This is a genomic window from Campylobacter ureolyticus (assembly GCF_013372225.1).
In the GTDB taxonomy this organism is placed as follows: domain Bacteria; phylum Campylobacterota; class Campylobacteria; order Campylobacterales; family Campylobacteraceae; genus Campylobacter_B; species Campylobacter_B ureolyticus.
Window position 1 is genome coordinate 66,661 of record NZ_CP053832.1, and the last position, 25,736, is coordinate 92,396.

The 25,736-nt window shown below is 32.5% G+C and carries 23 protein-coding genes; 12 read left to right on the top strand and 11 right to left on the bottom strand.

The window, feature by feature from the left end:
* Window positions 1-129 precede the first annotated feature (129 nt).
* Both glmM and lspA read left to right on the top strand, forming a co-directional pair.
* Window positions 130-1,470: a phosphoglucosamine mutase gene (glmM, locus tag CURT_RS00320; RefSeq protein ID WP_018713555.1), complete on the top strand. Its 1,341-nt coding sequence runs from the start codon at window positions 130-132 to the stop codon at window positions 1,468-1,470.
* Window positions 1,463-1,903 (top strand): signal peptidase II, encoded by a 441-nt coding sequence (lspA, locus tag CURT_RS00325; protein ID WP_018713554.1) that lies wholly within the window; start codon window positions 1,463-1,465, stop codon window positions 1,901-1,903. Before glmM ends, lspA begins: the two co-directional genes overlap by 8 nt.
* Here the strand turns inward: lspA and dapF are convergent.
* Both dapF and coaE read right to left on the bottom strand, forming a co-directional pair.
* Window positions 1,887-2,645: a diaminopimelate epimerase gene (dapF, locus tag CURT_RS00330; protein WP_018713553.1), complete on the bottom strand. Its 759-nt coding sequence runs from the start codon at window positions 2,643-2,645 to the stop codon at window positions 1,887-1,889. The two genes, lspA and dapF, sit on opposite strands and share 17 nt — an antisense overlap.
* A 1-nt stretch (window position 2,646) precedes the next feature.
* Window positions 2,647-3,234: a dephospho-CoA kinase gene (gene coaE / locus CURT_RS00335; protein WP_018713552.1), complete on the bottom strand. Its 588-nt coding sequence runs from the start codon at window positions 3,232-3,234 to the stop codon at window positions 2,647-2,649.
* Window positions 3,235-3,311: 77 nt separating this feature from the next.
* On the opposite strand from coaE, the gene purM reads away from it, so the two are divergent.
* Window positions 3,312-4,301 (top strand): phosphoribosylformylglycinamidine cyclo-ligase, encoded by a 990-nt coding sequence (gene purM / locus CURT_RS00340; protein ID WP_018713551.1) that lies wholly within the window; start codon window positions 3,312-3,314, stop codon window positions 4,299-4,301.
* A 41-nt stretch (window positions 4,302-4,342) separates the two neighbouring features.
* Here purM and rplT read toward each other — a convergent pair whose 3' ends face one another.
* From rplT to CURT_RS00365, 5 genes are all read right to left on the bottom strand, one after another.
* Window positions 4,343-4,696: a 50S ribosomal protein L20 gene (gene rplT / locus CURT_RS00345; protein ID WP_018713550.1), complete on the bottom strand. Its 354-nt coding sequence runs from the start codon at window positions 4,694-4,696 to the stop codon at window positions 4,343-4,345.
* 112 nt (window positions 4,697-4,808) lie between these two features.
* Window positions 4,809-5,000 (bottom strand): 50S ribosomal protein L35, encoded by a 192-nt coding sequence (gene rpmI, locus CURT_RS00350; RefSeq protein WP_018713549.1) that lies wholly within the window; start codon window positions 4,998-5,000, stop codon window positions 4,809-4,811.
* 66 nt (window positions 5,001-5,066) lie between these two features.
* Window positions 5,067-5,822 carry a bifunctional phosphoribosyl-AMP cyclohydrolase/phosphoribosyl-ATP diphosphatase HisIE gene (gene hisIE, locus CURT_RS00355; protein WP_018713548.1) on the bottom strand — a complete coding sequence of 252 codons (756 nt, stop codon included), beginning with the start codon at window positions 5,820-5,822 and terminating at the stop codon, window positions 5,067-5,069.
* 3 nt (window positions 5,823-5,825) lie between these two features.
* Entirely contained in the window at window positions 5,826-6,908 is a 1,083-nt protein-coding gene (locus CURT_RS00360; protein ID WP_018713547.1) for a prohibitin family protein, read from the bottom strand.
* An 8-nt stretch (window positions 6,909-6,916) separates the two neighbouring features.
* Window positions 6,917-7,843 carry a branched-chain amino acid transaminase gene (locus CURT_RS00365; protein WP_018713546.1) on the bottom strand — a complete coding sequence of 309 codons (927 nt, stop codon included), beginning with the start codon at window positions 7,841-7,843 and terminating at the stop codon, window positions 6,917-6,919.
* A gap of 118 nt (window positions 7,844-7,961) precedes the next feature.
* On the opposite strand from CURT_RS00365, the gene bcp reads away from it, so the two are divergent.
* The 9 genes from bcp (at window position 7,962) to CURT_RS00410 (ending at window position 17,659) form a co-directional block, all read left to right on the top strand.
* Entirely contained in the window at window positions 7,962-8,468 is a 507-nt protein-coding gene (bcp, locus tag CURT_RS00370) for a thioredoxin-dependent thiol peroxidase (RefSeq protein ID WP_018713545.1), read from the top strand.
* Between the two features lie 2 nt (window positions 8,469-8,470).
* Window positions 8,471-9,532 (top strand): epoxyqueuosine reductase QueH, encoded by a 1,062-nt coding sequence (locus CURT_RS00375; RefSeq protein WP_018713544.1) that lies wholly within the window; start codon window positions 8,471-8,473, stop codon window positions 9,530-9,532.
* Window positions 9,533-9,570: 38 nt separating this feature from the next.
* Window positions 9,571-10,017: a 3-hydroxyacyl-ACP dehydratase FabZ gene (gene fabZ, locus CURT_RS00380; protein ID WP_018713543.1), complete on the top strand. Its 447-nt coding sequence runs from the start codon at window positions 9,571-9,573 to the stop codon at window positions 10,015-10,017.
* A 13-nt stretch (window positions 10,018-10,030) separates the two neighbouring features.
* Complete coding sequence (gene lpxA / locus CURT_RS00385; RefSeq protein WP_018713542.1) at window positions 10,031-10,819, top strand: acyl-ACP--UDP-N-acetylglucosamine O-acyltransferase; 789 nt, start codon at window positions 10,031-10,033, stop codon at window positions 10,817-10,819.
* On the top strand, window positions 10,812-12,035 hold the full coding sequence (clpX, locus tag CURT_RS00390) for an ATP-dependent Clp protease ATP-binding subunit ClpX (RefSeq protein WP_016646222.1): 1,224 nt from the start codon (window positions 10,812-10,814) through the stop codon (window positions 12,033-12,035). Before lpxA ends, clpX begins: the two co-directional genes overlap by 8 nt.
* 28 nt (window positions 12,036-12,063) lie before the next feature.
* On the top strand, window positions 12,064-13,098 hold the full coding sequence (locus CURT_RS00395; protein ID WP_016646221.1) for a rod shape-determining protein: 1,035 nt from the start codon (window positions 12,064-12,066) through the stop codon (window positions 13,096-13,098).
* A 4-nt stretch (window positions 13,099-13,102) separates the two neighbouring features.
* A complete protein-coding gene (gene mreC, locus CURT_RS00400; RefSeq protein ID WP_018713541.1) occupies window positions 13,103-13,852 on the top strand; it encodes a rod shape-determining protein MreC in 750 nt (249 codons plus the stop codon).
* Window positions 13,853-17,083 (top strand): carbamoyl-phosphate synthase large subunit, encoded by a 3,231-nt coding sequence (gene carB, locus CURT_RS00405; RefSeq protein WP_018713540.1) that lies wholly within the window; start codon window positions 13,853-13,855, stop codon window positions 17,081-17,083. It begins immediately after the preceding gene.
* 165 nt (window positions 17,084-17,248) lie between these two features.
* Window positions 17,249-17,659 carry a tetratricopeptide repeat protein gene (locus CURT_RS00410; protein WP_018713539.1) on the top strand — a complete coding sequence of 137 codons (411 nt, stop codon included), beginning with the start codon at window positions 17,249-17,251 and terminating at the stop codon, window positions 17,657-17,659.
* Window positions 17,660-17,788: 129 nt separating this feature from the next.
* On the opposite strand, the gene CURT_RS00415 is transcribed toward CURT_RS00410, so the two are convergent.
* From CURT_RS00415 to CURT_RS00430, 4 genes are all read right to left on the bottom strand, one after another.
* Window positions 17,789-19,633 (bottom strand): aryl-sulfate sulfotransferase, encoded by a 1,845-nt coding sequence (locus tag CURT_RS00415; protein WP_018713537.1) that lies wholly within the window; start codon window positions 19,631-19,633, stop codon window positions 17,789-17,791.
* 120 nt (window positions 19,634-19,753) lie between these two features.
* Entirely contained in the window at window positions 19,754-21,613 is a 1,860-nt protein-coding gene (locus tag CURT_RS00420; RefSeq protein ID WP_018713536.1) for an aryl-sulfate sulfotransferase, read from the bottom strand.
* A gap of 93 nt (window positions 21,614-21,706) precedes the next feature.
* Complete coding sequence (locus tag CURT_RS00425; protein ID WP_018713535.1) at window positions 21,707-23,551, bottom strand: aryl-sulfate sulfotransferase; 1,845 nt, start codon at window positions 23,549-23,551, stop codon at window positions 21,707-21,709.
* A gap of 103 nt (window positions 23,552-23,654) precedes the next feature.
* Window positions 23,655-25,502 carry an aryl-sulfate sulfotransferase gene (locus CURT_RS00430; protein WP_018713534.1) on the bottom strand — a complete coding sequence of 616 codons (1,848 nt, stop codon included), beginning with the start codon at window positions 25,500-25,502 and terminating at the stop codon, window positions 23,655-23,657.
* Window positions 25,503-25,736 lie beyond the last annotated feature (234 nt).

A 25,736-nucleotide genomic window follows, 5' to 3' on the forward strand; every position in this document is an offset into this window, starting at 1 on the left:
ATTAAGTGTTGCATTATACAAAAAAATCTTTAATTTAGACTTAATTTAAGCACTTTTTAATTCTAAGATAATTTATAACAAATATATGCTAAAATGAGCTTTTAAAATTTAAGAATTTAAGGCTATTTTATGAAATATTTTGGAACTGATGGAGTTAGGGGAAAGGCTGGAGAGGAATTGACAGCAGAGCTTGCTATGAAAATAGCAATGGCTGCAGGAATTTACTTTAGAAAAAATTCCCAAACAAATATGATACTTCTTGGAAAAGATACAAGAAGAAGTGGCTATATGATAGAAACAGCAATTGTAGCAGGACTTACGTCTATTGGTTATAATGTTAGACAAGTTGGTCCTATGCCAACACCTGCTATTGCTTTTTTAACAGAAGATATGAGATGTGATGCTGGAATTATGATAAGTGCCTCACATAATCCTTATTATGATAATGGAATTAAATTTTTTGATGCACAAGGTTTTAAACTTGATGAGAGCGAAGAAAGAAAAATAGAAGAAATTTTAAACAGTGATGAGCTTATACATGCGGCTAGAAAACAGTGCATGGAAATAGGGGCTGCAAAAAGAGTAGACGATGTTATAGGAAGATATATAGTTCACATAAAAAACTCTTTTCCAAAAGGTTTAAATTTACGCTCTTTAAGAATAGTTTTAGACACTGCAAATGGTGCAAGCTATAAAGTTGCTCCTACAATTTTTTCAGAACTTGGAGCTGAAATTTTTGTTATAAATAACGAACCAAATGGTCAAAACATAAACGAAAATTGTGGTGCCTTGTATCCTGCAAAACTTGCAAGTGAAGTTGTAAGACTTAGAGCAGATGTTGGATTTGCTTTTGATGGCGATGCTGATAGGGTTGTAGTTGTAGATAATGAGGGAAATGTAGTTCATGGCGATGCATTAATAGGAATTTTAGCAATTTTTCTAAAAAATCAAAAAAAACTTGCAAATAATAAAATAGTGGCAACTTCTATGAGTAATCAAGGTCTTGATGAGCTTTTAAAAGCTAATAATATTAAGCTGTTAAGAAGTAATGTTGGAGATAAATTTGTTCTAGAAATGATGAAAGAAAGTGGCTCTAATTTTGGCGGTGAGCAAAGTGGGCATATAATTTTTAGTGATTATACAAAAACAGGTGATGGCATAACAAGTGCATTGCAGTTTAGTGCTTGCATGCTAAGTTTAAATAAAACTTCAAATGAGCTTAATAAAACTTTTATTCCATGTCCGCAAATTTTAAAAAATTTAAAAATAAAAGAAAAAAAGCCTTTAAATGAAATTGTAGGATTAAATGAACTTAAAAAAAGCCTTGAGGATAGTGGCATTAGAACACTTTTTAGATATTCAGGAACTGAAAAAGTCATAAGGCTTTTAATAGAAGGTAAAGATAAAAAGATATTAAAAGAAAAAATGGATGAGGTTGAAAATTTCTTTATAAAAGCTTTAAATGAGTAGGTTGTGGGTAAAATTTATAGCTATATTTTTAGCTATAGTTATTATAGATCAGGCTATTAAACAAGTTTTTTTGAGTGGCTTTAGATGGGATGGAGAGTTTTTCTCACTCATTTTAACCTTTAATAAGGGTGTTGCTTTTTCTATGTTTGCTTTTTTAGGTGAGCATTTAAAAGCGTTGCAGGCTATTTTATTAATTGCATTGTTTGGATATTTGCTATATGAAAAAAAACTTTTGAAAGCCCACACTTTGCCTTTTGCTTTGCTTTTTGGCGGTGGGGTTTCAAATTTAATCGACAGGTTTATTCATGGTGGTGTAGTAGATTATGTATTTTGGCATAAATACTTTGAATTTGCTGTATTTAACTTTGCTGATGTTATGATAAACTTAGCTGTTTTTATAATGTTAATTCAAATTTTTATTCATAAAAAATAGCATCAAAACTATGTTTTACAATGCCTTTAAAGTAAATTTCTCCATCTTTTAAACTAAGTTCTAATCTTTCACCACTTGTTGGGTAAACGCTTATTTGTGGAGGAATTTTACCCTCTTTGAAGGCTGCATAAAATGAAGCTGCCATACCTGTTCCACAAGCTAAAGTTTCAGCTTCAACACCTCTTTCAAAGGTTCTTACTAAAATCTTATCATCTAAAATTTGTGCAAAATTTACATTTGCATTGTATTTTTTTCGCATAACTTTACAAATATCTAAATTAAATTTTGAAACATCGCTAACAAAACTAACAAGATGTGGAACTCCTGTATCATAAAAGCACCACTCTAGGTCAAGTTCATTAAATTTTGGCAAACAAACTTTAGGTTTTGTTAGTTTGATTTTTACTTCAGCATTTTTGTTTTTAAAACTGCATATCTCGCCATCTATAACTCCAGCACCACTTAAAAATTTAGCCTTTTTAGAAATTAGATTGTTTTCATAAGCATACATAAAAGCAGCTCTTGCACCATTTCCACACATTTTTGCAACACTTCCATCACTATTGTAAAATTCCCATTTAAAGTCATTATTAGTATCCGGTAAAATTATAATCAGCCCATCTGCTCCAACACCATTAAATCTATCGCAAAGTTTTTTAGCTAACAAGCTTCTATTTTTGTTAGAAAAAGCAGTTATTATCACAAAATCATTTCCACTTGCACAATATTTTGAAATTTTCATTTTACTCCTTTAAAGTTTTTAAAAATTCATCAATTTGGCTATTTAAAATATCTAAATTTGAGCTATTGTCAATTATGAAATTTGCTAAATCTCTCTTTTTTTCAATTTGCATCTGAGAGTTTATTCTAACTAACGCTTCATTTTCTGTTAGGCTATTCCTTTTCATAAGTCTTTTTAATGTCATATTTTTTGGTGCATAAATTAGTAAAACTTTATCAAATTCAAAGTAGTTTTTACTTTCAAAATATAGCGGAATATCCACAAAATAAAGTTTTTTTTCTTTTTCTAAAATTTCAGCTTTTTCTAAAATTTTATTTTTAATTTTTGGATGAAGTAGGCTCTCAAGAGTTTTAAGTTTTGATTTGTCATTAAATACTAAATTCCCGAGTTTTTTTCTATCAACTTTGCTATCTTTTATAAACTCGTTTCCAAAAATTTTTGAAATTTCATCTGTTAGGGTATCTAAAATTTGATGACTTATCTCATCAGCATCAATTATTTTAAAATTTTTAGATTTTAAAATATCACAAACCAAACTTTTTCCAGTTGCAATGCCGCCAGTTATTACAATAGCATTTTTAAATTTCATTTTTTCCCCATATTGAGTGTTATTTTAGCTAAATTTGGTTAAAATAGTAACTTATTTCAATTGTTTAAGGGATAAATATGATAAGCTACAAAGACTCAGGCGTTGATATAGAGGCCGGAAATAAATTCGTTGATGATATAAAACCATTTGTAAAAAAAACTCACAATGAATTTGTGCTTGGCGGAATAGGTTCGTTTTCAGGAGCTTTTAGACTTCCAACAGGATATAAAAAACCTGTGCTTTTAGGTGCAACAGATGGTGTTGGTACAAAATTAAGGCTTGCAATCGATGCTAAAAAATATGACACTATTGGCATTGATTTAGTTGCAATGTGTGTAAATGATCTTATTTGTAATTTTGCAAAACCTCTATTTTTTCTTGATTATTACGCCTCATCAAAACTTAAAAGAGAAGTTGCTGTTAGAGTGGTTGAGGGAATTGCTAAGGGTTGCGAAATTTCACATTCAGCTCTAATTGGTGGCGAAACAGCTGAAATGCCTGGAATTTATCAAAAAAATGATTTCGATTTAGCTGGATTTGCTGTTGGTATGGCAGAAGAAGATGAAATAGATAGAACTAAGTTTGTAAAAGATGGCGATTTAGTTTTGGCACTTCCAAGTAGCGGAATTCATTCAAATGGATACTCTTTGGTTAGAAAACTATTTTTCGAAGAATTGAATATGAAATTTGATGATAAGGTTGGTGATAAAAATTTAATAGATATTTTACTTGAGCCAACAAGAATTTATGTTAGCGAGTTTTTAAAATTTAAAAATGATATAAATGCTTTAGCACATATAACAGGCGGAGGAATAGTTGAAAACTTACCAAGGGTATTGCCTGAAAACTTAAAAGCTTGCATAAATTTAGAAAAAATAAAAACACCTGAAATATTTAAATTTATTTCAAAATATGTAAGCGAAAAAGAAATGTCAAGGACATTTAATATCGGTGTTGGAATGATAATAATAGCTAGCAAGGAAAATGCTAAGAATATAGTTTCTAACAGTGATGCTTATGAGATTGGTGTTATAAAAAGCGGTGATAAAAAAGTTGAATTTATTTAAAAGATAAAAGATACTCCAAAAAGAGTATCTTTTTTATATAATTATAAAGCTTGTTTTGCTTTTGCTGCGATGTTTTCGAAAGCTTGTGCATCGTTCATCGCCATATCTGCTAATATTTTTCTATCAAGCTCAATGCCTGCATTTTTAAGACCGTGAATAAATTGTGAATAGCTTATATCGTTTAGTCTGCAAGCAGCATTTATTCTAACTATCCAAAGACGTCTAAAATCTCTCTTTTTAGCTCTTCTATCTCTATATGCGTAGCATAAACTTCTTTCAAGTTGCTCTTTTGCTTTTCTAAAGTGTTTTCTTCTTCCACTATAAAAACCACGAGCTTCTTTTAAAACTTTTTTATGGCGTCTTCTTCTAATTACGCCTGTTTTTACTCTTGCCATATTTATCCTTTCACAAATTGGCGTCCAAAATGGATCTTGCCCTTAAATCTCTATAAATTTAGGGGAGTTTTTAAATGATTTAAAATCAAAAACAAAATGCTTTATACAAATTTTATTTGCAAAGCATACCTCTTACAGCTTTTTCATCAGCTTTATGAACAAAATGTTCTTGTCTTGCACTTCTTTTGCGTTTTGGAGACTTTTTAGTCAAGATGTGGCTTCTAAAAGCAGAGCCTCTTTTTATCTTGTTTTTTCCAACTTTAAAACGCTTAGATGCACCTCTGACTGATTTCATTTTTGGCATACTAATCCTTTAAAATTTAAAGATAAGCTTTGATTTTATCATAAAAACTTTGAATTTAGCTTAATTTTATTGAAATTTATCTTTTCTTAATTTTTTTTCATCGATTCCACTTATTCCATTGCGTCTTGCAAGCTCATCTAAAATAGCTTGAGGATGGATATTGTGGGCATTTAAAGCAACGAGCAGGTGAAACACCAAATCACTTGCCTCATAAATTATGTCAAATTTAGGATCTCCTGGTTTATGTTCACCAAATTCCTCTAAATTTAAATGTTTATATTTTTCAAATTTGCTTTGATCTTTACAGGCGAGTACAACTTCGCCAGCTTCTTCACATATTTTTTTTAGTATGGCATTTTCACCTTTTGCAAAAAGTCTTGCAACATGAGAGTTTTCTGGATTTGCATTTAGTTTTCTATCTTCAATTGTGTGATAAAGCTCATCTAGAATATCATATTTTGGTTTTTGAGTGTTATTAGAAAGTTGCTTTACTAAATTTAATCCTTCAAATTTTGTAAAAAAACAGCTTTTTTCGCCTGTATGACAAGCTACTCCGTTTTGTTTTACTTTTAATAAAATTGTATCGCCATCACAATCAAGAAGAATTTCTTTTATTTCTTGTGTGTTTCCACTAGTTTCACCTTTTTGCCAAATTCTATTTCTTGAGCGTGAAAAATAGTGTGCAAGACCTGTTTTAAGGCTTAAATCCAAAGATTCTTCACTCATATATCCAAGCATTAAAACTTCACTTGTCTCAAAGTCTTGTGTGATTGCGGGGATAAGCCCCCCGCATTTTTGCCAGTTTATATTTTTAATATCCATTTGTTACTCTGATATAGCGCTTTGCTTTGCTTTGTCTTTTGTATCAACCCAAATGTTTGGTACTGCTCCACCAGGAGTTAAGAAAATTTTAGCATCTTTATTTTCTTTAAGTGCTTCATTAAATTTAGCTTGAGTTTGAATTTGCTTTAAGCTCAATACATTTGAATCAAGACTTTTTGCAATTTCTTTATTTGCGTAAGCTTCTGCATCAGCTTCAACTTTTACAGCATCTGCTCTACCTTGTGCTTCAATAATAATGGCTTTTGCTGTTCCTTCTGCAAGAGCAGCTTTTTTAAGAGCTTCTTGATTTGCTCTTTCAACTTCATATTTTGTTCTTTCAGCCTCTTGCTTTGCAATTTGGACTCTTTCTATTTGATCTTTTATTTTATCAGGTAAGATTATTTCCCTAAGCTGCACAGCTAGCAAATCAACCGGGCGACCTTTGATTGATTCTATATCTTCTCTTATTTGATTTGCAATTGATGAAGCTATCTCATTTCTTTTTATAGGTAATTCTTCTGCTGTATATTGACCTGTGACACTTCTTACAACATCCCTAACAACAGGGTCAATTATTTTATTTTCCCACGCAAAGCCATAAGTTGCGATAGTTGTTGGAGCGGTTGATTGGTTTAGTTTGTATTGAACTGTAATATCAATACTAACTGGTAAATTTCTAGCATCTAAAACTGAGATTGAGTTTTTTCTTATAATGCCAGAATTTGCAGCATTTGCAACTTCGCCTCTATCTTCTCCGCTTGTATAGTTTATAATCCTAACTCTTGTATCAACTACAAAAACCTTTTGAAGTCCTGGCATAAAAAAATGAAACCCTGGATCAAGCGGCTTTAAATCGTATTTTCCAAGAGTTGAGCGAATTCCAACATGGCCAGAGCTTATAGCTACAAAAGGTCTTGCTAAAACTAAAATAAATATAATGGCTAAGCCTACATAAATAAATGGCGAAAACTTTCCAAATCCTTTAAAATCAGGCATTTTAAAGTCAAAATTTGGCTTATTTCCACCGCCTTGGTTGTCGTCATTTTTCTTTCTTTTGTTAAAATAGTCGTTTAAATCTGCTGGCATATCTTTCCTTAATTAATGTATGTTAGATATTTTTCATATTTCTCATTTTCACCTCTAACTGTGGCAAAATAAGTTTTTTGAAGTTTTTTTGTAATGGCTCCCATTTTACCATTTCCTATAATCCTGCCATCTACATTTGTAATTGGTGTAACTTCGGCTGCAGTTCCTGTAAAAAATGCTTCATCTGCTATATAGACCTCATCTCTTGTAATTCTCTCTCTTTTTACCTCATATCCTAAGTCTTTAGCTATTTCAATAACTGTATTTTGAGTAATACTTTCTAGGCTTGTGTCATTTGGTGGGGTTATAATAACACCATTTCTAACTATAAAAAAGCACTCTCCACTACCTTCGGCAATAAAACCTTGTTGATCTAAAAGTAAAGCCTCATCATATCCTGAAGTTACAGCATCATGGTTTGCCATTTGTGAGTTGAAGTAGTTTGCGCTTGCTTTTGCTTTGCTCATCATTGAATTTGGTGAGTTTTTAGCCCAAGATGAAATTTTAACTTTTATGCCTTTTTCTATAGCATCTTCACCCATATAAGCACCCCATTCCCAAGCAGCAAGTGCAACTTGAACAGGTGAACCAAGATGTGAAACACCCATAGAGCCATAGCCTAAAAATACAATCGGTCTTAAATAAACAGTATCTTTAAAATCATTTGATTTTAAAAGTTCAACTTGAGCTTTAAAAAGCTCGCCATAGCTATAAGGCACATTTATAAGGCAAGCTTTTGCTGAATCAAGTAATCTTTTTGTGTGTTCAGCTAGTCTAAAAACTGCCAAGCCTTTTTTTGTTTGATAGGCTCTAACTCCTTCAAAAACAGCATTTCCATAGTGAAGTGAGTGCGATAAGATATGAACATTTGCTTCACTCCAAGGGATTAATTTTCCATCTAGCCAGATATTTTTTGCCTCTTTTACTTTTGCCATAAATTTTACCTTTAATAAAAATATAAGGCTTGATTATAGCTAAATTTATTTAACTTTTTATTTAGTTTAACAAAATTGTGTATAATCGCCGTATAAATTTCAATAAAAAGGGTAAAAAATGAGTGATTTTTTAAAAGAAGATAGAGAGAGAAAAGTAACTTTACAAAAAGGAGATAAAGCTCCAAATTTTAGCCTTAAAAATCAAGATGGTGTTGAGATAAATTTAAATGATTTTATAGGTAAAAATGTAATTTTATATTTTTATCCAAAAGACAACACTCCAGGTTGCACAACAGAAGCTTGCGAGTTTAGTCAAAATTATGATGATTTTATAGCAAATGATAGTGTAATCATTGGCATTAGCCCAGATTCTGTAAAAAGCCACGAAAACTTTATAAAAAAACATGACTTAAAACACATTTTACTAAGCGATGAAGATAAAAATGTTAGCAAGCTTTATGGTGTTTGGCAAGTTAGAAAAAACTATGGTAGAGAGTATTTAGGTATAGTTAGAACAACTTTTGTAATTGATAAAAAAGGTGATATTTTAAAGGTTTATAAAAGTGTAAAAGCAAAAGATCACGCAGCAAAAGTTTTAGCTGATTTAACTTCAAATTTAGGCTAAATTTGTTAGTTCAAATTTGCTGTAGTGTTGATAGCCATTATTTTTTAAGAAAGTTAAAAGAGATTTATCCTGATGAAAGAATAATTGGCTATTTTTATGATCCAAATATCCATCCATATAGTGAGTTTTTGCTTCGCTATGACGATGTTAAAAAAAGTGCAAAAACTCTTGGAATTGAAGTTATTTTGGGCGATTATGAACTTGATGAGTGGTTTAGTTTTATAAGAGGGCTTGAAAATGAGCCTGAAAAAGGTGAGCGTTGTCAAAAATGCTTTGATTTTAGAATGGAAAAAACAGCTATTTTAGCCAAAAAATTAGGTGAAAACTCAATAACCACAACGCTTTTAATGAGCCCTAAAAAATCTCATACCCAGCTTGAAAAGTCTTTATCGGAAATTTGTGCTAAATTTAACCTTGATTTTATCGCACCTGATTTTAGAAAAAATGGTGGAAGCAAAGCTCAGTTTGATTTAGCAAAAAAAGATAACTTATATCATCAAAATTATTGTGGCTGTATGTTTGCTATGAAAATGCAAAATAAAGCAAGTTTGGAATTTGAACTAATGAGTTCTATAAACCACCAAATTCAGCCAAATTCACCAGAAGATAGAGCTCTATTTTATAGGAATTTAAGAGTTTTGGAAGAGCAAAAAGGCAAATTTAAACTTCAAAAAGATAGTTTTATAAATTACAGGCTTTTAAGAGGGTTAGTTAAATTTGATGAAAAAGTTATAAAAAGTTATTTTTTATTTAACTCTTATCTTGAGAGAAATTTAGTTAAATTTAGTATAAATTATGAGTGTGATGAGTTTGTAAAAAACAATATAATAATTTTTAGCTTTGATAAATTTAAAGAGATTTCAAGTGTAAAATTTAATAGTTTTGATGAGTTTTTAAAAAAACCTTTAAGTGTTGATGAAGAGTTAAATTTAAGAGAAAAAATTTGTGAAAAAGGTAGCTTTTCACCAATTATCGTAATTGAAAAATTAGTTCCAGCAAAGGTGGAAATTGTAGCTTTTTCAAAAATATATTTAGATGTTAGGGAAATTTTAGTAACTTTTTGATAAAATGTGAAGTTAAATAAAATTTAAGGCTGAATAACATGTTAGATATAAATCAAATAATGCAAATTTTACCACATAGATATCCTTTTTTATTGATTGACAAGGTTACAAATTTGGTACTTAATGAAAGTATTGAAGCGTATAAAAATGTAACCATAGGTGAACCTATTTTTGAGGGGCATTTTCCAGGGCATCCTATTTATCCAGGAGTTATGATAATTGAAGGAATGGCACAAGCTGGTGGAGTTTTGGCTTTTAGAAGTATGGAAAAAGATAATCCAGATGATTTAAAAGATAAAGTTGTATATTTTATGAGTATTGATAAGGCAAAATTTAGAAAGCCAATTAGACCAGGAGATAGGATAATTTATAAAATTTCAACTATAAAACATCGTGGCAAAATTTGGGTTTTAAAAGGTGAAGCTCATACTGATGATGGTTTAGCTGCTGAGGCTGAACTTCAGGCTATGATAGTGGATAAATAGTAACGGATTTAATATGAATATTCATAAAACTGCCATCATAGAAGATGGTGCTATTTTAGGCGATGATGTAAAAATAGAAGCCTATGCCTTTGTTAGCAAAGATGCAAAAATTGGAAATGAAGTTATCATAAAACAGGGTGCAAGGATAGTTGGAAATACAACAATTGGCGATAAAAGTAAAATTTTTAGTTATGCTGTAGTTGGTGATATCCCGCAGGATATGAGTTTTGAAGTTGGTGAAAAAACAGGTCTTATAATTGGCAAAAATGCTACAATTCATGAGTTTTGTACGATAAATTCAGGCTCACATAAAGGTGATGGCTTTACAAGAATAGGAGATAATGCTTTTATAATGGCTTATTGTCATATTGCACATGATTGTATTATTGGAAATAATGTAATATTGGCAAATAATGCAACCTTAGCAGGACATGTTGAAATGGGTGATTATGCTGTTATTGGTGGTCTTACTCCAGTTCATCAATTTGTTAAAATTGGAGAAAGCTGTATGATAGCAGGAGCATCTGCATTAAGTCAAGATGTCCCTCATTTTTGTTTAGCTGAGGGAAATAGAGCCTATATAAGGGGTCTGAATTTAATAGGGCTTAGAAGAAGATTTGAAAAAGATGAGGTAGAAGAGATAAATAAGGCTTATAAATTTATCTTTAACAAAGGCACTAGTATAAAAGATCAAGCCTTAGAGTTACTTGAGAAATCACAAAATTTAAATGTTAAAAAAATGTGTGAATTTATCATAAATACAAAAAGAGGAATTCCTCTAAAAAAGGAAAAGAATGGCTAGAAAGTGTAGTTTTTGTGGTGGGTTAGAAGATAAAGATAGAAGAATTTTTCCAAATGAAAATAGTGATGCTTTTATATGCGAGTTTTGTATAGATGCAGCTTATGAGGTTATCCATGGTGGTGAAGTTGAAAAAAAAGAAGAAAATAAAACCATAAAAGATATTACACCAAAGAAACTAAAGGAAATTTTAGATAGTTATGTTATTGGACAAGATATGGCCAAAAAGGCTTTTAGTGTTGGGGTTTATAATCACTATAAAAGGCTTTTTAAGCAAGATATGGTAGATGATGATACTGAAATTTCAAAATCAAATATTTTACTTATTGGACCAACAGGAAGTGGAAAAACATTAATGGCTCAAACCTTAGCAAAGCATCTTGATGTACCAATTGCAATTTGTGATGCTACAAGCTTAACAGAGGCCGGATATGTTGGAGAAGATGTTGAAAATATACTAACAAGGCTTTTACAAGCTGCAAATGGCGATATAAAAAAAGCAGAACAAGGAATCGTTTTTGTTGATGAAATGGATAAAATTGCTAGAATGAGCGAGAATAGATCCATAACAAGAGATGTAAGCGGTGAGGGTGTGCAGCAAGCTCTTCTTAAAATTATTGAAGGAAGTGTTGTAAATATCCCACCAAAAGGTGGTAGAAAACATCCAAATCAAGACTTTATTCAAATAGATACAAAGAATATTTTATTTATTTGCGGTGGAGCTTTTGATGGATTAAACGACATTATAAGTAGAAGAATTGGTGAAAATATTTTGGGCTTTGGTCAAGAAAAAAGAACAAAAAAAGAAAATGAAAATTTGATACATTTAGTTGAGTCTGATGATTTGGTTCATTATGGCATAATCCCCGAACTAATAGGAAGACTTCATATTGTAGCAACTTTAAATGAGCTTGACGAAAAAGATATGGTGAGAATTTTAACAGAACCTAAAAATGCGATTTTAAGTCAATATAAAAAAATATTTGCAATAGATGGAGCGAGTTTAAAATTTGATGATGAAGCGCTTTTGGAGGTTGCAAATTTAGCTATAAAAAGAAAAACTGGTGCAAGAGGCTTAAGAAGCATAATGGAGGGAGTTATGCTTGATATTATGTTTAATTTGCCAGAGTTAAAAGGATATGAAGTAGTAATTTCAAAAGATGTGGTTTTAGGCAAAGAAAAGCCAATTCTTGTAAAACAAGATATTTTAAGTGCCTAAAAACAACTAAGAAGCAAAAAGGATAAAAATGATAATTGATAAAATTTTAGGATTTTTTTCAAGCGATATGGGAATAGACCTAGGAACGGCAAATACCCTTGTTTTAGTAAAAGATAAAGGAATTGTTATAAATGAACCAAGTGTTGTTGCTGTTGAAAATACAAAATTTGGAAAACAAAAAATCTTAGCTGTAGGTCACCAAGCAAAAGATATGGTAGGAAAAACTCCAGGTGATATTCAAGCTATTAGACCAATGAAAGATGGTGTTATAGCCGATTTTGATATGACTGAAAGAATGATAAGATATTTCATAGAAAAAACCCACAAAAGACGAAATTTTATAAGTCCGAGAGTTATAATTTCAGTTCCTTATGGCTTAACTCAAGTTGAAAGAAAAGCAGTTAGAGATAGTGCTTTAATGGCAGGAGCAAGAGAAGTTTTTTTAATCGAAGAGCCTATGGCGGCAGCTATTGGAGCCGGACTTCCCATACAAGAACCAAAAGGAAGCTTAGTTGTTGATATAGGTGGAGGAACTACTGAGATAGGAGTTATTTCTCTTGGAGGACTTGTAATAAGCAAATCAATTAGAGCAGCTGGGGATAAATTTAACGAAGCAATAATTAGTTATGTCAAAGAAAAGTATAATCTTTTAATAGGTGAAAGAACCGGCGAAGAGATAAAAATAAAAGTAGGAACTGCAGTTCAGCTTCCAAAAGAACTTGTTGCTACTGTAAAAGGAAGAGATCAAATAAGTGGTCTTTTAAGCAGGATTGAACTAACTAGTGAAGATGCTAGAGAGGCTATGAGAGAGACATTAAAGCAAATTGCCGATAATCTAAAATCAGTCTTAGAGATGATGCCACCTGATCTTGCTTCTGATATAGTTGAAAATGGTATTGTTTTATCAGGTGGTGGAGCATTGATTAGAGGAATTGATAAGTATTTAAGCGACATTGTAAAACTTCCTGTTTATGTTGCTGATGAGCCACTTTTAGCGGTTGCAAAAGGAACAGGCAAAGCATTAGAAGAAATAAGTATTTTAAGACAACTATCAAGCGAATAAATAAATGAGTAAAATCAAACAAATTTTTTTTATACTTGTTTTTTTACTACTTTCTATATATTTTGGCTCTTACATAAAGGGTCAAAGTATAAGTTCAACTAATGATGTTATTAGTTTTTTTAAAAATATAAATACAAATTTAACTCAAAAAGTAAGAGCTCATTTTAATCAGTCTTCACAGATTAAAACTTTGTATTTAGAAAACGAAGAACTTAAAAAAAAAGCCGTTTTATTAAATACTTATGCTTATGAGTTAAACCAAATTTTAAAAGATACAAATTCTACTAAATTTGCTCCCAACGTTAAGCTTATAAGAACTTTATCTTATGCTAAAATTGGAGATTATAATAAATTTTGGATTGATTTTAATGGTAGCAATAAAAATAAAATTTATGGAGCTATTTCTAATGCCCATACAGCTGGAATTATAATCTCAAAAGACTCAAATTTTATGTTAATACTTCAAAATGATGAGCTTGCTTCATTTTCAGTTTATATTGGTGATGAAAAAATCCCAGCCATAATAAATGGAGATGGAATGAGAGTTATAGCAAAATTTATTCCAAGATGGCTAAATCCAAAAATTGGCGATGAGGTTTATACAAGTGGGCTTGACGAAGTATTTTTTGCAGGAGTTCCTGTTGGGGTTATAGAAGAAATTATAGATGAAGATTTATATAAAAGTGCTGTTATAAAACCTTATTTTGATGAGGCTACACCAGCATTTCTATATGTCGTCACAAAGGAGAGATAAATGCCAAAAAGAGATGATTTCAAAACAGTTTTAGTTATCGGAAGTGGTCCGATTGTTATAGGTCAAGCATGTGAGTTTGACTATAGTGGCACACAAGCCATAAAAACATTAAAAAGTCTTGGGTATAGAGTAGTTTTGATTAACTCAAATCCAGCTACTATTATGACAGATCCTGATTTCGCTGATGCTTCATATTTAGAGCCGATTACAAAAGAGAGTATTTTAAGAATTATAAAAAAAGAAAATGTTGATGCAATACTTCCAACGCTTGGCGGACAGGTTGCTTTAAATGCTGGAATGGAAGTTTATGAAAGTGATGAGTTTAAAAAATTAAAAAATGTTAAATTTATAGGCATAAACCCTGATGCAATAAAAAAAGGTGAAGACAGGCTTTTATTTAAAGAAACCATGCAAAGTATAAATATGGATCTTCCAAAGTCTTGCTATGCTTATACGCTCGATGAGGCATTACAGGCAGCTAGCCAAATTGGTTTTCCTTTAATAATAAGAGCAAGTTACACTCTTGGTGGAGCAGGAAGTGGTGTAGCTTATAACATAGACGAGTTTAAAGAAATAGCTCAAAATGGAATTGAGGCAAGCCCAATAAATGAAATTTTAATAGAAGAAAGCTTGCTTGGTTGGAAAGAAATAGAATCTGAGGTTATAAGGGACAAAAAAGGGCAGTGTGTTTTAGTGTGCGGTATAGAAAATATAGATCCTATGGGAATTCACACAGGCGATAGTATAACAATAGCTCCAACTCTTACACTAAGTGATGATGAGATAGAAAAGATAAAAAAACTAAGTTTTGAAATAGTTAAGGCTATTGGGGTTGATGCAGGTGGTAGTAATATTCAATTTGCTATGAATCCAAAAGATGGAAGAACTGTTGTAATTGAGATGAATCCACGAGTTTCTAGAAGCTCAGCACTTGCAAGTAAAGCAACTGGATATCCTATAGCCAAAATTTCAACTCTTTTAGCAGTTGGTTATACGCTTGATGAGATAAAAGATGGTTTTTATGAACCAGAAATTGACTATATAGTTGTAAAAGTTCCTAAATTTGCTTTTGAAAAATTTAAAGGAGCAAATACTTTGCTCGGAACTGCAATGAAGAGTGTTGGAGAAGTTATGAGTCTTGGCAAAAGCTTAAAAGAAGCTTTACAAAAAGCGCTTTGTTCTATGGAAAGCGGTCTATCAGGATTTGATGAAATTTCAAGCAAAGATTTAGTTTATAAGCTAAGACATGCCGATGATAAGAGAATATTATATGTTGCACAAGCTTTTAGAGAGGGCTATGATATAGAAAAAGTTTATGAGCTAACTAAAATAGATAAGTATTTTTTAAATGAAATTTATGAAATAGTAGAGTTTGAAAAAAGCGTGGATATGAATATTTTAAACGATCCTAAAAAACTACAAGAAGCTAAGGCTATGGGATTTTCTGATAAAAAGTTAGCTTATCTTATAACTTTAAAAGACAACCTAGAGCTTAGTCAAAACGATATTTATTTTGCAAGAAATAAATTTAATATAGCTCAAATTTATCAAAAGGCTGGAACAAAAGGCAGAAACGATAACTTTACTTATCTTTATTCAACATTTAAAAAATGTGAAAATATCTCATCTGACAATAAAGGCAAAAAAGTTTTAATAATAGGTGGTGGACCAAATAGAATAGGACAAGGAATCGAGTTTGATTATTGTTGTGTTCATGCAAGTTATGCGCTAAAAGATCTTGCTATAAAAAGTATAATGTATAATTGCAATCCTGAAACTGTAAGCACGGATTATGACACAAGTGATACACTTTATTTTGAACCAATTGATTTTGAGCATTTAAGAAGTGTTATTGAAAGAGAAAATCCTGATGGCGTAATAATTCATTTTGGAGGTCAAACCCCACTTAAATTTGCAAAAAGACTAGCAATTGCTGGGGCTAATGTAATAGGAACAAGCCCAAGAGTTATAGATATGGCAGAAGATAGGAAGAAATTTAGCGAGTTTATAACAAATTTAGGCATCAAACAACCTAGCAATGCAACTGCAACAAGCGTGGAAGAAGCGGTTTTAAAAGCAAAAGAAATTGGCTATCCAGTGCTTGTTAGACCAAGCTATGTTTTAGGCGGAAGAGCAATGAAAAAAGTCACTTGTGAAAGTGAGCTTTTAGAATATATGGGCGAAGCAGTAAGTGTTAGCAACCACTCTCCAGTTCTAATAGATAAATTTTTGAAAAACGCTACTGAGCTTGATGTTGATGCCATAAGTGATGGAAAAGATGTTTTTGTGGGAGCTATTTTAGAGCATATTGAAGAAGCTGGAATTCACTCAGGTGATAGTATAAGCGTAATGCCACCACAAAGTTTAAGCAAAGAAATAATTGAAAAAGTTTACAAAAACACAAAAGAAATTGCTATAAATTTAGGCGTTATAGGACTTTTAAACATACAATTTGCTATTTTTGAAGATGAAATTTATATGATAGAAGTAAATCCAAGAGCAAGTAGAACTGTGCCTTTTGTAAGTAAAGCAACAGGAATTCCTATGGCAAAAGTCGCAACTAGAGTTATGTGGCAAGGGGATTTAAAAGAGGCATTAAATTTCTATGATAGCTATAAAAACTTAATAAAAGTAGGAGATATCTATACAGCTACTCCAAAAAATCATGTTTGTGTTAAAGAAAGCGTGTTTCCATTTAACAAACTAGTTGGAGCTGATTTTATCCTTGGGCCTGAGATGAAATCAACAGGCGAAGTTATGGGTATAAGTGATAGTTTTGCAAAAAGTTTTATAAAAAGTCAAATTTCAGCAAGTAATGTCTTTTCATCAAGTGGAACTTTATTTTTAAGTTTAGCTGATGATGATAAAATAAGTGGTATAGAACTAGCTAAAAAATTCATAAAAGAGGGCTTTAGGATAGTTGCAACAAGCGGAACTCACAATGCCTTAAAAGAGCATGGTATAGAAAGTGAGTTTGTTCATAAGATAAGCGAAGGTCGCCCAAATATTGCAGATAAGTTAAAAAACAATGAAATAAATTTAGTTGTAAATACAAGCGATAATAAAAGCTATGATGATGATGGTATCAAAATCCGCCAACTTGTTTTAAGGTTTAAAGTGCCATATTTTACAACTACAAAAGCAGCTTTAATGGCAGCAAATTCAATACCATCAATGAAAGATGGTTCATATTTAGAAGTCAAAAGCATTCAAGATTATTTAAAAGAGTAGAACTTAAAATAAAAAGGGGATTTTTCCCCTTTTAAAAATTTAAGAAATTAATTTAAAACAACTACTTCAAATTTCATATTTTAAATTTTTAATATTGCGTATTTTAGTTTAAATTTATTTAATATAAAAAGCTAAAATTATATAATTTTTTTATTAGGAGAGTTTATGAGAAAAGTTATTTTATTTTTGATTTTGGTTTTTAATGTTGGATTTAGTTTGGATTTTGACAAAGCACTTGATGGCTGCATTGTAAAAAGCGATGAAAAATCGTGTTTAAACTTATCATCTTATTTGGAAAAAGAGTGCGAGAACGGAAGCGAAGCAAAATGCTTTTTATTTGCTGATATGCTTCAAAGAGGGCTTGGCGTGGAAAAGGATGTTGTAAGAGCATTTGAGATTTTTAATAAAGGTTGTGAAAATAATGTAAGTGAGAGTTGCTATGAAGCCTCAATTCATTATTTGGAAGGAAAAGGCACTTCGCATAGTTTTGAAGGATCAACTGTAACGCTTTTAAAGGCTTGTGATTTAGGTAGTAAAAGAGCGTGCCAAATTTTAACCTATTTACCACAAGAGTAGGTCTATTTTATTGGAGTTAAAACTAAAAAATTAAAAGAGATTTTTAGTTTTAGTTTGAAATAAGAATTTAATTTATAAAAAACCATTATAAAAAGGAAGTGCAAATTTACACTTCCTAAGTTCATAAAACTATTTAAAAGAGTCTTTATAGTCAATCACTAAAGCTCTATAGCCTGTGATGTTTCCACCAACCATTTTTATCTCAAGTTCAGGCTCTTTTGTGCCATATTTAAACTCATGAAGATATGGAGTAAGTTGTGCTGTCCCTGCTCTAAATGCTACTAAATCTGCCATTCCAGCAGTTGCACTATAAACCATCATTGTGTCAGTTTTTGGCTGATATTCTGTTACTGAGGTTATTGGGCTATACCACTCAAGTCCTCTTTCTTTTCCAAATTCCCAAACTTGCTCAACGGTCATATTTTTTTCATCGACTTCGTATTCAACCGCTCGTGAGTATTTCATAGAAGCAAGCGCAGGTTGTTCCATACCACGGCTATCGCCATTATCAAATGTGCTTACATGTCGGATATGATCTTTTGATTTTTCAGGAATTACATAAGCAGTATGTTGTGTCCAAGACCAATCAAATCCACCTTTTTCATTTAGATATCCCGGGCATTTTGAACCATTTGCTTCACAAACTATCTCTTTGCCATCGTTATCAATTGGTTTTAAAAGATATTTTTTAAATTGATCATCCCAGCCCTCAGGTGATCCTAAAATCCATTTTACCTTTTTATCTCTTCCGATTTTAATTACCGCACTTTGGTGGCGTGATGAAATTATAATGCTATCATCATAAGGGTCGTAATTTACACTATTTACATGCGCCCAGTTTCTTCCAGCCCCAACTCCAGCAACATCGCCAAATGGCATCGATTCATCCTCAAGATCTTCTTTTGCTATAGTTTTTCCAGCTTTATCAGCATCAATGTTTAGACAAACTGCACCTTGATCCATTGCTAAAATATTGTTATCTCTATACGGATCTAAAATTGTACTTAAATCCCACTGATCAAGTACATTTCCCTCTTTATCAAGCTCAACGATAACATCTCTTACTGTTCGGACATTTTTACCATCTCTTCTTTTTAGATCTGAGTTTGCAACTCTTAAAAGATATGTTCCTTTAACTGTCTCTTCTGCATGGTGAGAAAAGTCAATGTAGCTTCTTGGAAGCATTCTATCAAATATTTTGCGTCCCATTAAATCGTATTTTTTATAAGTTTGTCCCTGACCCCACATGATGTTACCATCTTTTGTTTGGTCGAAGCCCATTAAATTTCCTTTTTTGCGAATATCATAGGTATCTCTAAATTTGCTAACATCAAGTTGCCATCTAATATCGCCATTTGTATCTATCATCCAAACATAGCTTTCATAATCCCACTCCAAAGCTCCTCCAGCAGGCAAATTCCAAACAGCCTGTGAGGCATTTGACATAGTTGAGCTTAAATGATTCATTAGATAAAGATTGTTTTTTACATTTTTACTTGCAGGAACGACAACTTCAGCTTTTGGCAGAGCCATTTTTTGAGCTGTTCCTGAGCCATAAGTTGTAACTGGTGGAGCATATATTGAGTAGGTTTCTTTTATATCTTCGCTTTTTATGCCATCAACACTTGGAACCTCTCTTTTATAGCTCACTTCTACTTTATTTACATAGTCAGGATAGAGACCAAATACTGGAATTCCACCATGTTGAAGAACTTTTAGATCGCTTACATCATAGCTTATATCAATGCCTTTTTCACCTTTTCCTTTGACAGTGACTTTAGCATTTTTTATAGCATATCCACCATCATTTATAATGGCAGTTAGTGGTGCTACACCGTAAGGATTCATAACAACTGCACCGATTTTACCAATTGCATTGTGGCTTTTTGGACCACTTGCGCCTGCCGTAGCATTTATAGCTCCAACGCCTAAAAGCATACCAGCCACTAAGACTGAACTAAGAATTTTTTTCATATTCTCTCCTTTTGTAAAATTTAGATAGAAATTTCAAGGTTGAGACTTTTATCTAAATTTAAAGAAAAAACATAAAAATAAAAGCCCTAAAATTAGGGCTTTAAATTTTAATAAATTAATTTATTTTGTTTTACCAAATGCTTTTTCAAGACTAATTGGCATTGCTTGATATCCAATTCCTGTGCCTGTAAATTTGATTTGAACGCTAGGAGTTGTTTCACCCCATTTAAATTCCATTAATTCAGGTGCAGGATCGCCAACTGGAACACCTTTTGAAAGGTCAAATTGCATTCCAGCAGTTGCTGAATATACAACCAAAGAATCTTTATCATCGTGGTATTCTGTTAAGCTTGTAACTGCACTAAACCAATCAGCTCCTCTATCTTTGCCATATTCCCAAACTTGTTCAATAGTCATATTTTTTTGATCTATTTTATAAACAACTGCACGTGAGTATTTCATAGATGAAAGTGCAGGTTGTTCCAAGCCTCTTCCATCGCCATTATCAAATGCTGCTAGATATAGAATATCTTTATTTGTCTTGCTATCAATGATAAATGCGGTATGTTGTGTCCAAGTCCAGTCAAATCCGCCTTTTTCATTTTCATATCCAGGACATTTTGAATATTCATCTTCGCAAACGATTTTGTTACCTTTGTTATCAACTGGTTGTAATAATTTGTCTTTAAATTTTTCCCCCCAGCCTTTGTGAGCTCCAACTATCCATTTAACTTGCTTATCTCTGCCGATTTTTATCATCGCACTTTGATGACGACTTGAAATAACGATACTGTCATCGTTTGGATCATAATCAACTGAATTTACATGAGCCCAGTTTCTACCAATCCCAGTTCCTGCTATATCACCAAAGTTATTATCAGCATCCATTTTAGCTAAATCTTCATTGCTTAGAGTTTGACCTGCCATACTTGCGTCTATGTTTAGACAAACCGCACCTTGATCAAGCGATAAAATAACATCTTTTCTATATGGATCTAAAATTTCATAAAGTCTCCAATCATCCACAACATTTCCGTTTTTATCAACTTCTACAATCGTATCTCTAACAGTTCTAACATTTTTACCATCAGGGCGTTTTGTGTTTGATGAGCCAACACGAAGTAGGTAGTTACCATTTTGAGCATTGTTTAAAGAGTGTGAGAAGTCATTATATCCAAGTGGAAGTTGGCGGTTGAAAATTTCTCGTCCCATTAAATCATATTTAACATATCTTTGACCAAAGCCCCACGCCAAAGCTCCATCAATATCTTGTCTAAATCCCATTTGGATACCTGTGCGGTAGATATTGCCAGGATCTAGCATTTTATCTGAGTCAAAATACCATCTGACTTCGCCTTTTGTATCCACGATAAATACAGATGATGAGTCATTCCACTCTAATGCTCCACCCATTGGGTTATTCCAAACAGCTTGTGAGCTTCGTCCAGGCATTTTGCCAGGTGCGTTATTTATAAGATAAAGCCTATCTGAAAACTCTTTATCTGCTTTTTCAACCTTTACAGTTTCAAATGGCATTCCAGTTTGTGTCATAAGTCCTGATGGAGTTAGTCCAACTGGACCAGTTGTAATTTGATATGTTTCGGTTATTTTTTCATCTTGAAAACCAACGGCTGATTTTGTATAAGTTACCTCAACTTGATTTTTATACGCTGGATAAAGACCAAAGATAGGAATCCCGCCGTATGTTTTTAAAACTTGATTATCTACTTGATAGCTTATAGTTTGACCATTTTCTTTTGGTAAAACTTTAACCGATACATCACTTAAAATATAACCATTGTTCATAATAATCGCAGTTAATGGAGTAAGTCCGTAAGGATTTAGCTTTACAGCGCCAAGTTTTCCTTGTGTTTGCCAATCCGTTTTTGGGCCACTAGCACCACCAATTGCAAATGAAGTCGTGGCACCAACGCCTAAAAGCATGCCAGCCACTAAAACTGAACTAAGAATTTTCTTCATATTCTCTCCTTTTGTAAAATTTAGATAGAAATCTCACTATTTGAGACTTTTATCTAAATTTAGAAAAAAGCCCTTAAATTTAAGGGCTAAAAACTACTTAAAAGCTTTTTGTAAATTTATAGGAATAGCTTGATATCCATTTGTATCAAAAATCTGGATTTCAACTGATGGTTCTTTTGCTAGATAGTCAAATTCCAAAAGTGTTGGATTTGGAAGTGAGGCAAACGCTCCAGTATCAAAATCAAACGCTCCACCAGCCGTAGCTGAATACATTAAAATAGAATCTTTATCAGCGTGATATTCTGTAATTGATGTAACCGGAGAGTAGAAGTCATGACCTCTATTTTTACCATACTCCCAAACTTGCTCAACAGTCATCTTCTTTTGATCTACTTTGTAAATTACTCCACGGCTATATTTCATTGATGGAAGTGCCGGTTGTTCCATGCCTCTACCATCGCCATTGTCAAAAGCTGTTACATATAAGATATCACCTTTGCTTTTTGCATCAATTTTAAATGCAGTGTGTTGTGTCCAAGTCCAGTCAAATCCACCTTTGTCGCTTAGATATCCAGGACATTTTGAGCCACTTGCTTCGCAACTTATCTTGTTGCCTTTGCTATCTACCGGAGTTAAAAGTTTATCTTTAAATTTATCACTCCACCCCTCAGGTGAGCCTAAAATCCACTTTACCTGTTTATCTCTTCCTATCTTAATAATAGCGCTTTGATGGCGGCTTGAAAGGATAATACTATCATCTTCTGCGTCGTGATCTACTGAGTTTACATGCGCCCAGTTTCTACCAGCTCCACTTCCTATGATATCTCCAAATTTATCATTGTCATCAAGTTTTGCCAAATCCTCATCGCTTAGAGTTTGACCTGCTAAATTCGCATCTATATTTAGGCAAACCGCACCTTGATCAAGAGTTTTAAAAACAACATCTCTATAAGGATCTAGTATCTCATACAATCTCCAATCATCAACAACATCACCAGTTGCTGGGTCAACTTCGATAATAACATCTCTAACAGTGCGGACATTTTTGCCATCAAGTCTTTTTGTATTTGAGCTGCCAACTCTTAAGAAGTAGTTTCCTTTTGGTGATACATCAAATGAGTGTGAAAAATCATTATATCCAAGCGGAAGTTGGCGGTTAAAGCTCTCTTTTCCCATAAGATCATATTTAGCATATCTTTGTCCATATCCAAAAGTAAGCTGTCCATCAGGGTTTTGCTTAAAGCCCATCATAACGCCTGCTCCATAAACTTTATCAAAGTCATAGATTGGATTTGCAAAAATGTACCAGCGCACATCTCCTGCTGTATCGATGATGAAATTTTGAGGATAAAAGTTCCACTCTATTGCTCCACCCATTGGGTTGTTCCATACAACTCTAGTGCCTTGTCCACTTTTGTTTGTTACGTGATTGATTAGATAAAGTCTATCTTTGTATTTATCGGCTACTTTTTTAACTTCGATTTTGCTAAACATTGAACCTTTTTGATCTGGTGTGCCAGATACTTCTGTGTATATTGGTGCTGCATAAATGTGATAAGTCTCTTTTATCTTTTCTTGTTTAGAGCCGTGAATTTTAGTATATTCTACATTTATCGTGTTGTAATAATCAGGATAAAGTCCCCAAATAGGAATTCCACCATATCCCTTTGCTTTTGCATCACTTACTTGATAGCTAAGTGTTTGTCCATTTTCTTTTGGGACTATGGTTACTTTGATATCTTTTAATTCATAACCACCATTTCTAATAATTGCTGTAAGTGGGGCGATTTTATAAGGATTTACTATAACTTCACCTATTTTTCCAGGAACTGGATAATCTGTTTTTGGACCACTTGGACCACCCATTGCTAAAGAGGTCGTGGCTCCAACGCCTAAAAGCATGCCAGCCACTAAGACTGAACTAAGAATTTTTTTCATTCTCTCTCCTTTTTAAATTTAGATAAAAATCTCAAATTTGAAACTTTTGTCTAGATTTTTAAAGAGAGATAAATTTAGGGAGAAAATTCCCCCTAAATTTGAGTTATTTGCTCAATGCCTTTTCAATGCTAAATGGCCATGCTTGATAACCCATTGCATTTGTCATAATGATTTCAATACTAGGCTCTTTTGCACCCCATTCAAATTCGTTAATATGTGGGCTTGGAAGACCTGTTGGATTTCCTGTTGCGATGTCAAACTGCATTCCAGCAACTGCTGAATAAACCATAACTGAGTTTTTGTCAGCTTGATACTCTGTTAAGCTTGTAACTGAGCTATACCAATCAAATCCTCTATCTTTTCCGTATTCCCAAACTTGCTCAACTGTCTTTTTCTTTTGATCTATTTTATAAATTACTGAGCGTGAGTATTTCATAGTCGGAAGTGCAGGTTGCTCCATACCACGGCTATCGCCATTATCAAATGCACTTACATAGATGATATCGCCTTTGCTTTTCTCATCAATTTTAAATGCAGTATGTTGTGTCCAAGTGTAGTCAAAGCCACCTTTATCGCTTTCATATCCAGGACATTTTGCACCATCATCACCGCAAGAAATTTTATTACCCTTGCTGTCAACTGGAGTTAAAAGCTTATCTTTAAATTTATCTTTCCAGCCAACTGGGTTTCCTAAAATCCATTTAACTTGTTTGTCTCTACCTATTTTGATAATTGCATTTTGGTGACGTGATGAGATGATGATACTATCATCTTCGGCATCGTGATCAACTGAGTTTACGTGTGCCCAGTTTCTTCCTGGTCCGCTTCCTACAATATCGCCAAATTTATCATTGTCATCAAGCTTTGCTAGCTCTTCATCACTTAGTGTATGACCACCAGCTTTTGCATCGATATTTAGACAAACTGCACCTTGATCAAGCACTTTTAGGACATTGTCTCTATATGGATCAAGAATTTCATAAAGTTTCCAGTCATCAACAACTTGACCGTTTTGATCAACTTCAACTATAACATCTCTTACAGTTCGAACATTTTTGCCATCATTTCTTTTTAAGTTTGCATTAGCAACTCTTAAGAAGTAGTGGCCATTTGGGCTATCATCCATTGAGTGTGAAAAATCAACATATCCAGCAGGAAGCTCTCTGTTAAATATCTCTCTTCCCATAATGTCATATTTTGCATATCTTTGACCATAGCCCCAAGTTATATCGCCATCATCATTTTGCTTAAAGCCCATCATAACGCCAGCGTGGAATGCTGATTTTAGATTATAAATTTTACTTGGCTCCATATACCATCTAATTTCACCTTTTGTATCAAGGATAAAAATTTGAGGAGTATAGTTCCACTCTAGTGCACCACCTGTTGGGTTATTCCATACAACTTTTGTGCCTTTCCCAGTCTTTGGTTGAAAGTTGTTCACAAAATAAAGTCTATCTTTGAATTTGTCAGTTGCAGGTTTTGTAACTTTGATCTCATCAAAAAATACACCTTTTTGACCTCTCATACCGCTAACATCGCCAAAAACAGGAGCAGTATAAATTTTATAGTCCTCTTTTATCTTCTCATCGGCACCTTTATATGTTCTTGTGTATTCAACTTCAACTGTATTTACATAATCAGGATAAAGTCCAAAAACAGGAATTCCACCATGAGTTTTAAGCTCGCCATCTGCTACTTTGTATTTGATCTCTTGGCCATCTTTTTTTGGCACGATTCTAACGGTTGCATCTTTTATTGTATATCCGCCATTTTTAATAACAGCTGTTAGTGGAGCTATATCGTAAGGATTTACAACTAACTCACCAATTTTTCCTTGAACTACATAATCAGTCTTGGCACCACTTGCTCCACCAATTGCAAATGAAGTTGTCACTCCAACTGAGACAAGCATACCAGCAACTAAAACCGAACTAAGAATTTTTTTCATATCTTTAATCCTTTTAAAATGAAATATTCCTGATAATTCTACAATAAAATTTTATAAAAGTCAAATTAAATTTACTTTTTATATTTACTTAAAATTAAAATTTATTATGATGTATAATTTATAGATAAGCCTAAAATTAGGTATTTTAATAGCTTATATTTTAATTTGATACTTTAAAATAAAATAAAATTTATAAATAGTAAATTATTTTTATCAAATTTAATTTACGATTTA

What these genes read in the sequence shown, in the direction of transcription:
- CURT_RS00430 (WP_018713534.1), bottom strand. Translation starts at nt 25,502, where the DNA reads ATGAAAAAAATTCTTAGTTCGGTTTTAGTTGCTGGTATGCTTGTCTCA.
- carB (WP_018713540.1), top strand. Translation starts at nt 13,853, where the DNA reads ATGCCAAAAAGAGATGATTTCAAAACAGTTTTAGTTATCGGAAGTGGT.
- lpxA (WP_018713542.1), top strand. Translation starts at nt 10,031, where the DNA reads ATGAATATTCATAAAACTGCCATCATAGAAGATGGTGCTATTTTAGGC.
- glmM (WP_018713555.1), top strand. Translation starts at nt 130, where the DNA reads ATGAAATATTTTGGAACTGATGGAGTTAGGGGAAAGGCTGGAGAGGAA.
- CURT_RS00365 (WP_018713546.1), bottom strand. Translation starts at nt 7,843, where the DNA reads ATGGCAAAAGTAAAAGAGGCAAAAAATATCTGGCTAGATGGAAAATTA.
- CURT_RS00360 (WP_018713547.1), bottom strand. Translation starts at nt 6,908, where the DNA reads ATGCCAGCAGATTTAAACGACTATTTTAACAAAAGAAAGAAAAATGAC.
- purM (WP_018713551.1), top strand. Translation starts at nt 3,312, where the DNA reads ATGATAAGCTACAAAGACTCAGGCGTTGATATAGAGGCCGGAAATAAA.
- CURT_RS00420 (WP_018713536.1), bottom strand. Translation starts at nt 21,613, where the DNA reads ATGAAGAAAATTCTTAGTTCAGTTTTAGTGGCTGGCATGCTTTTAGGC.
- CURT_RS00395 (WP_016646221.1), top strand. Translation starts at nt 12,064, where the DNA reads ATGATAATTGATAAAATTTTAGGATTTTTTTCAAGCGATATGGGAATA.
- mreC (WP_018713541.1), top strand. Translation starts at nt 13,103, where the DNA reads ATGAGTAAAATCAAACAAATTTTTTTTATACTTGTTTTTTTACTACTT.
- hisIE (WP_018713548.1), bottom strand. Translation starts at nt 5,822, where the DNA reads ATGGATATTAAAAATATAAACTGGCAAAAATGCGGGGGGCTTATCCCC.
- CURT_RS00415 (WP_018713537.1), bottom strand. Translation starts at nt 19,633, where the DNA reads ATGAAAAAAATTCTTAGTTCAGTCTTAGTGGCTGGTATGCTTTTAGGC.
- bcp (WP_018713545.1), top strand. Translation starts at nt 7,962, where the DNA reads ATGAGTGATTTTTTAAAAGAAGATAGAGAGAGAAAAGTAACTTTACAA.
- fabZ (WP_018713543.1), top strand. Translation starts at nt 9,571, where the DNA reads ATGTTAGATATAAATCAAATAATGCAAATTTTACCACATAGATATCCT.
- coaE (WP_018713552.1), bottom strand. Translation starts at nt 3,234, where the DNA reads ATGAAATTTAAAAATGCTATTGTAATAACTGGCGGCATTGCAACTGGA.
- rplT (WP_018713550.1), bottom strand. Translation starts at nt 4,696, where the DNA reads ATGGCAAGAGTAAAAACAGGCGTAATTAGAAGAAGACGCCATAAAAAA.
- rpmI (WP_018713549.1), bottom strand. Translation starts at nt 5,000, where the DNA reads ATGCCAAAAATGAAATCAGTCAGAGGTGCATCTAAGCGTTTTAAAGTT.
- lspA (WP_018713554.1), top strand. Translation starts at nt 1,463, where the DNA reads ATGAGTAGGTTGTGGGTAAAATTTATAGCTATATTTTTAGCTATAGTT.
- CURT_RS00410 (WP_018713539.1), top strand. Translation starts at nt 17,249, where the DNA reads ATGAGAAAAGTTATTTTATTTTTGATTTTGGTTTTTAATGTTGGATTT.
- clpX (WP_016646222.1), top strand. Translation starts at nt 10,812, where the DNA reads ATGGCTAGAAAGTGTAGTTTTTGTGGTGGGTTAGAAGATAAAGATAGA.
- CURT_RS00425 (WP_018713535.1), bottom strand. Translation starts at nt 23,551, where the DNA reads ATGAAAAAAATTCTTAGTTCAGTCTTAGTGGCTGGCATGCTTTTAGGC.
- dapF (WP_018713553.1), bottom strand. Translation starts at nt 2,645, where the DNA reads ATGAAAATTTCAAAATATTGTGCAAGTGGAAATGATTTTGTGATAATA.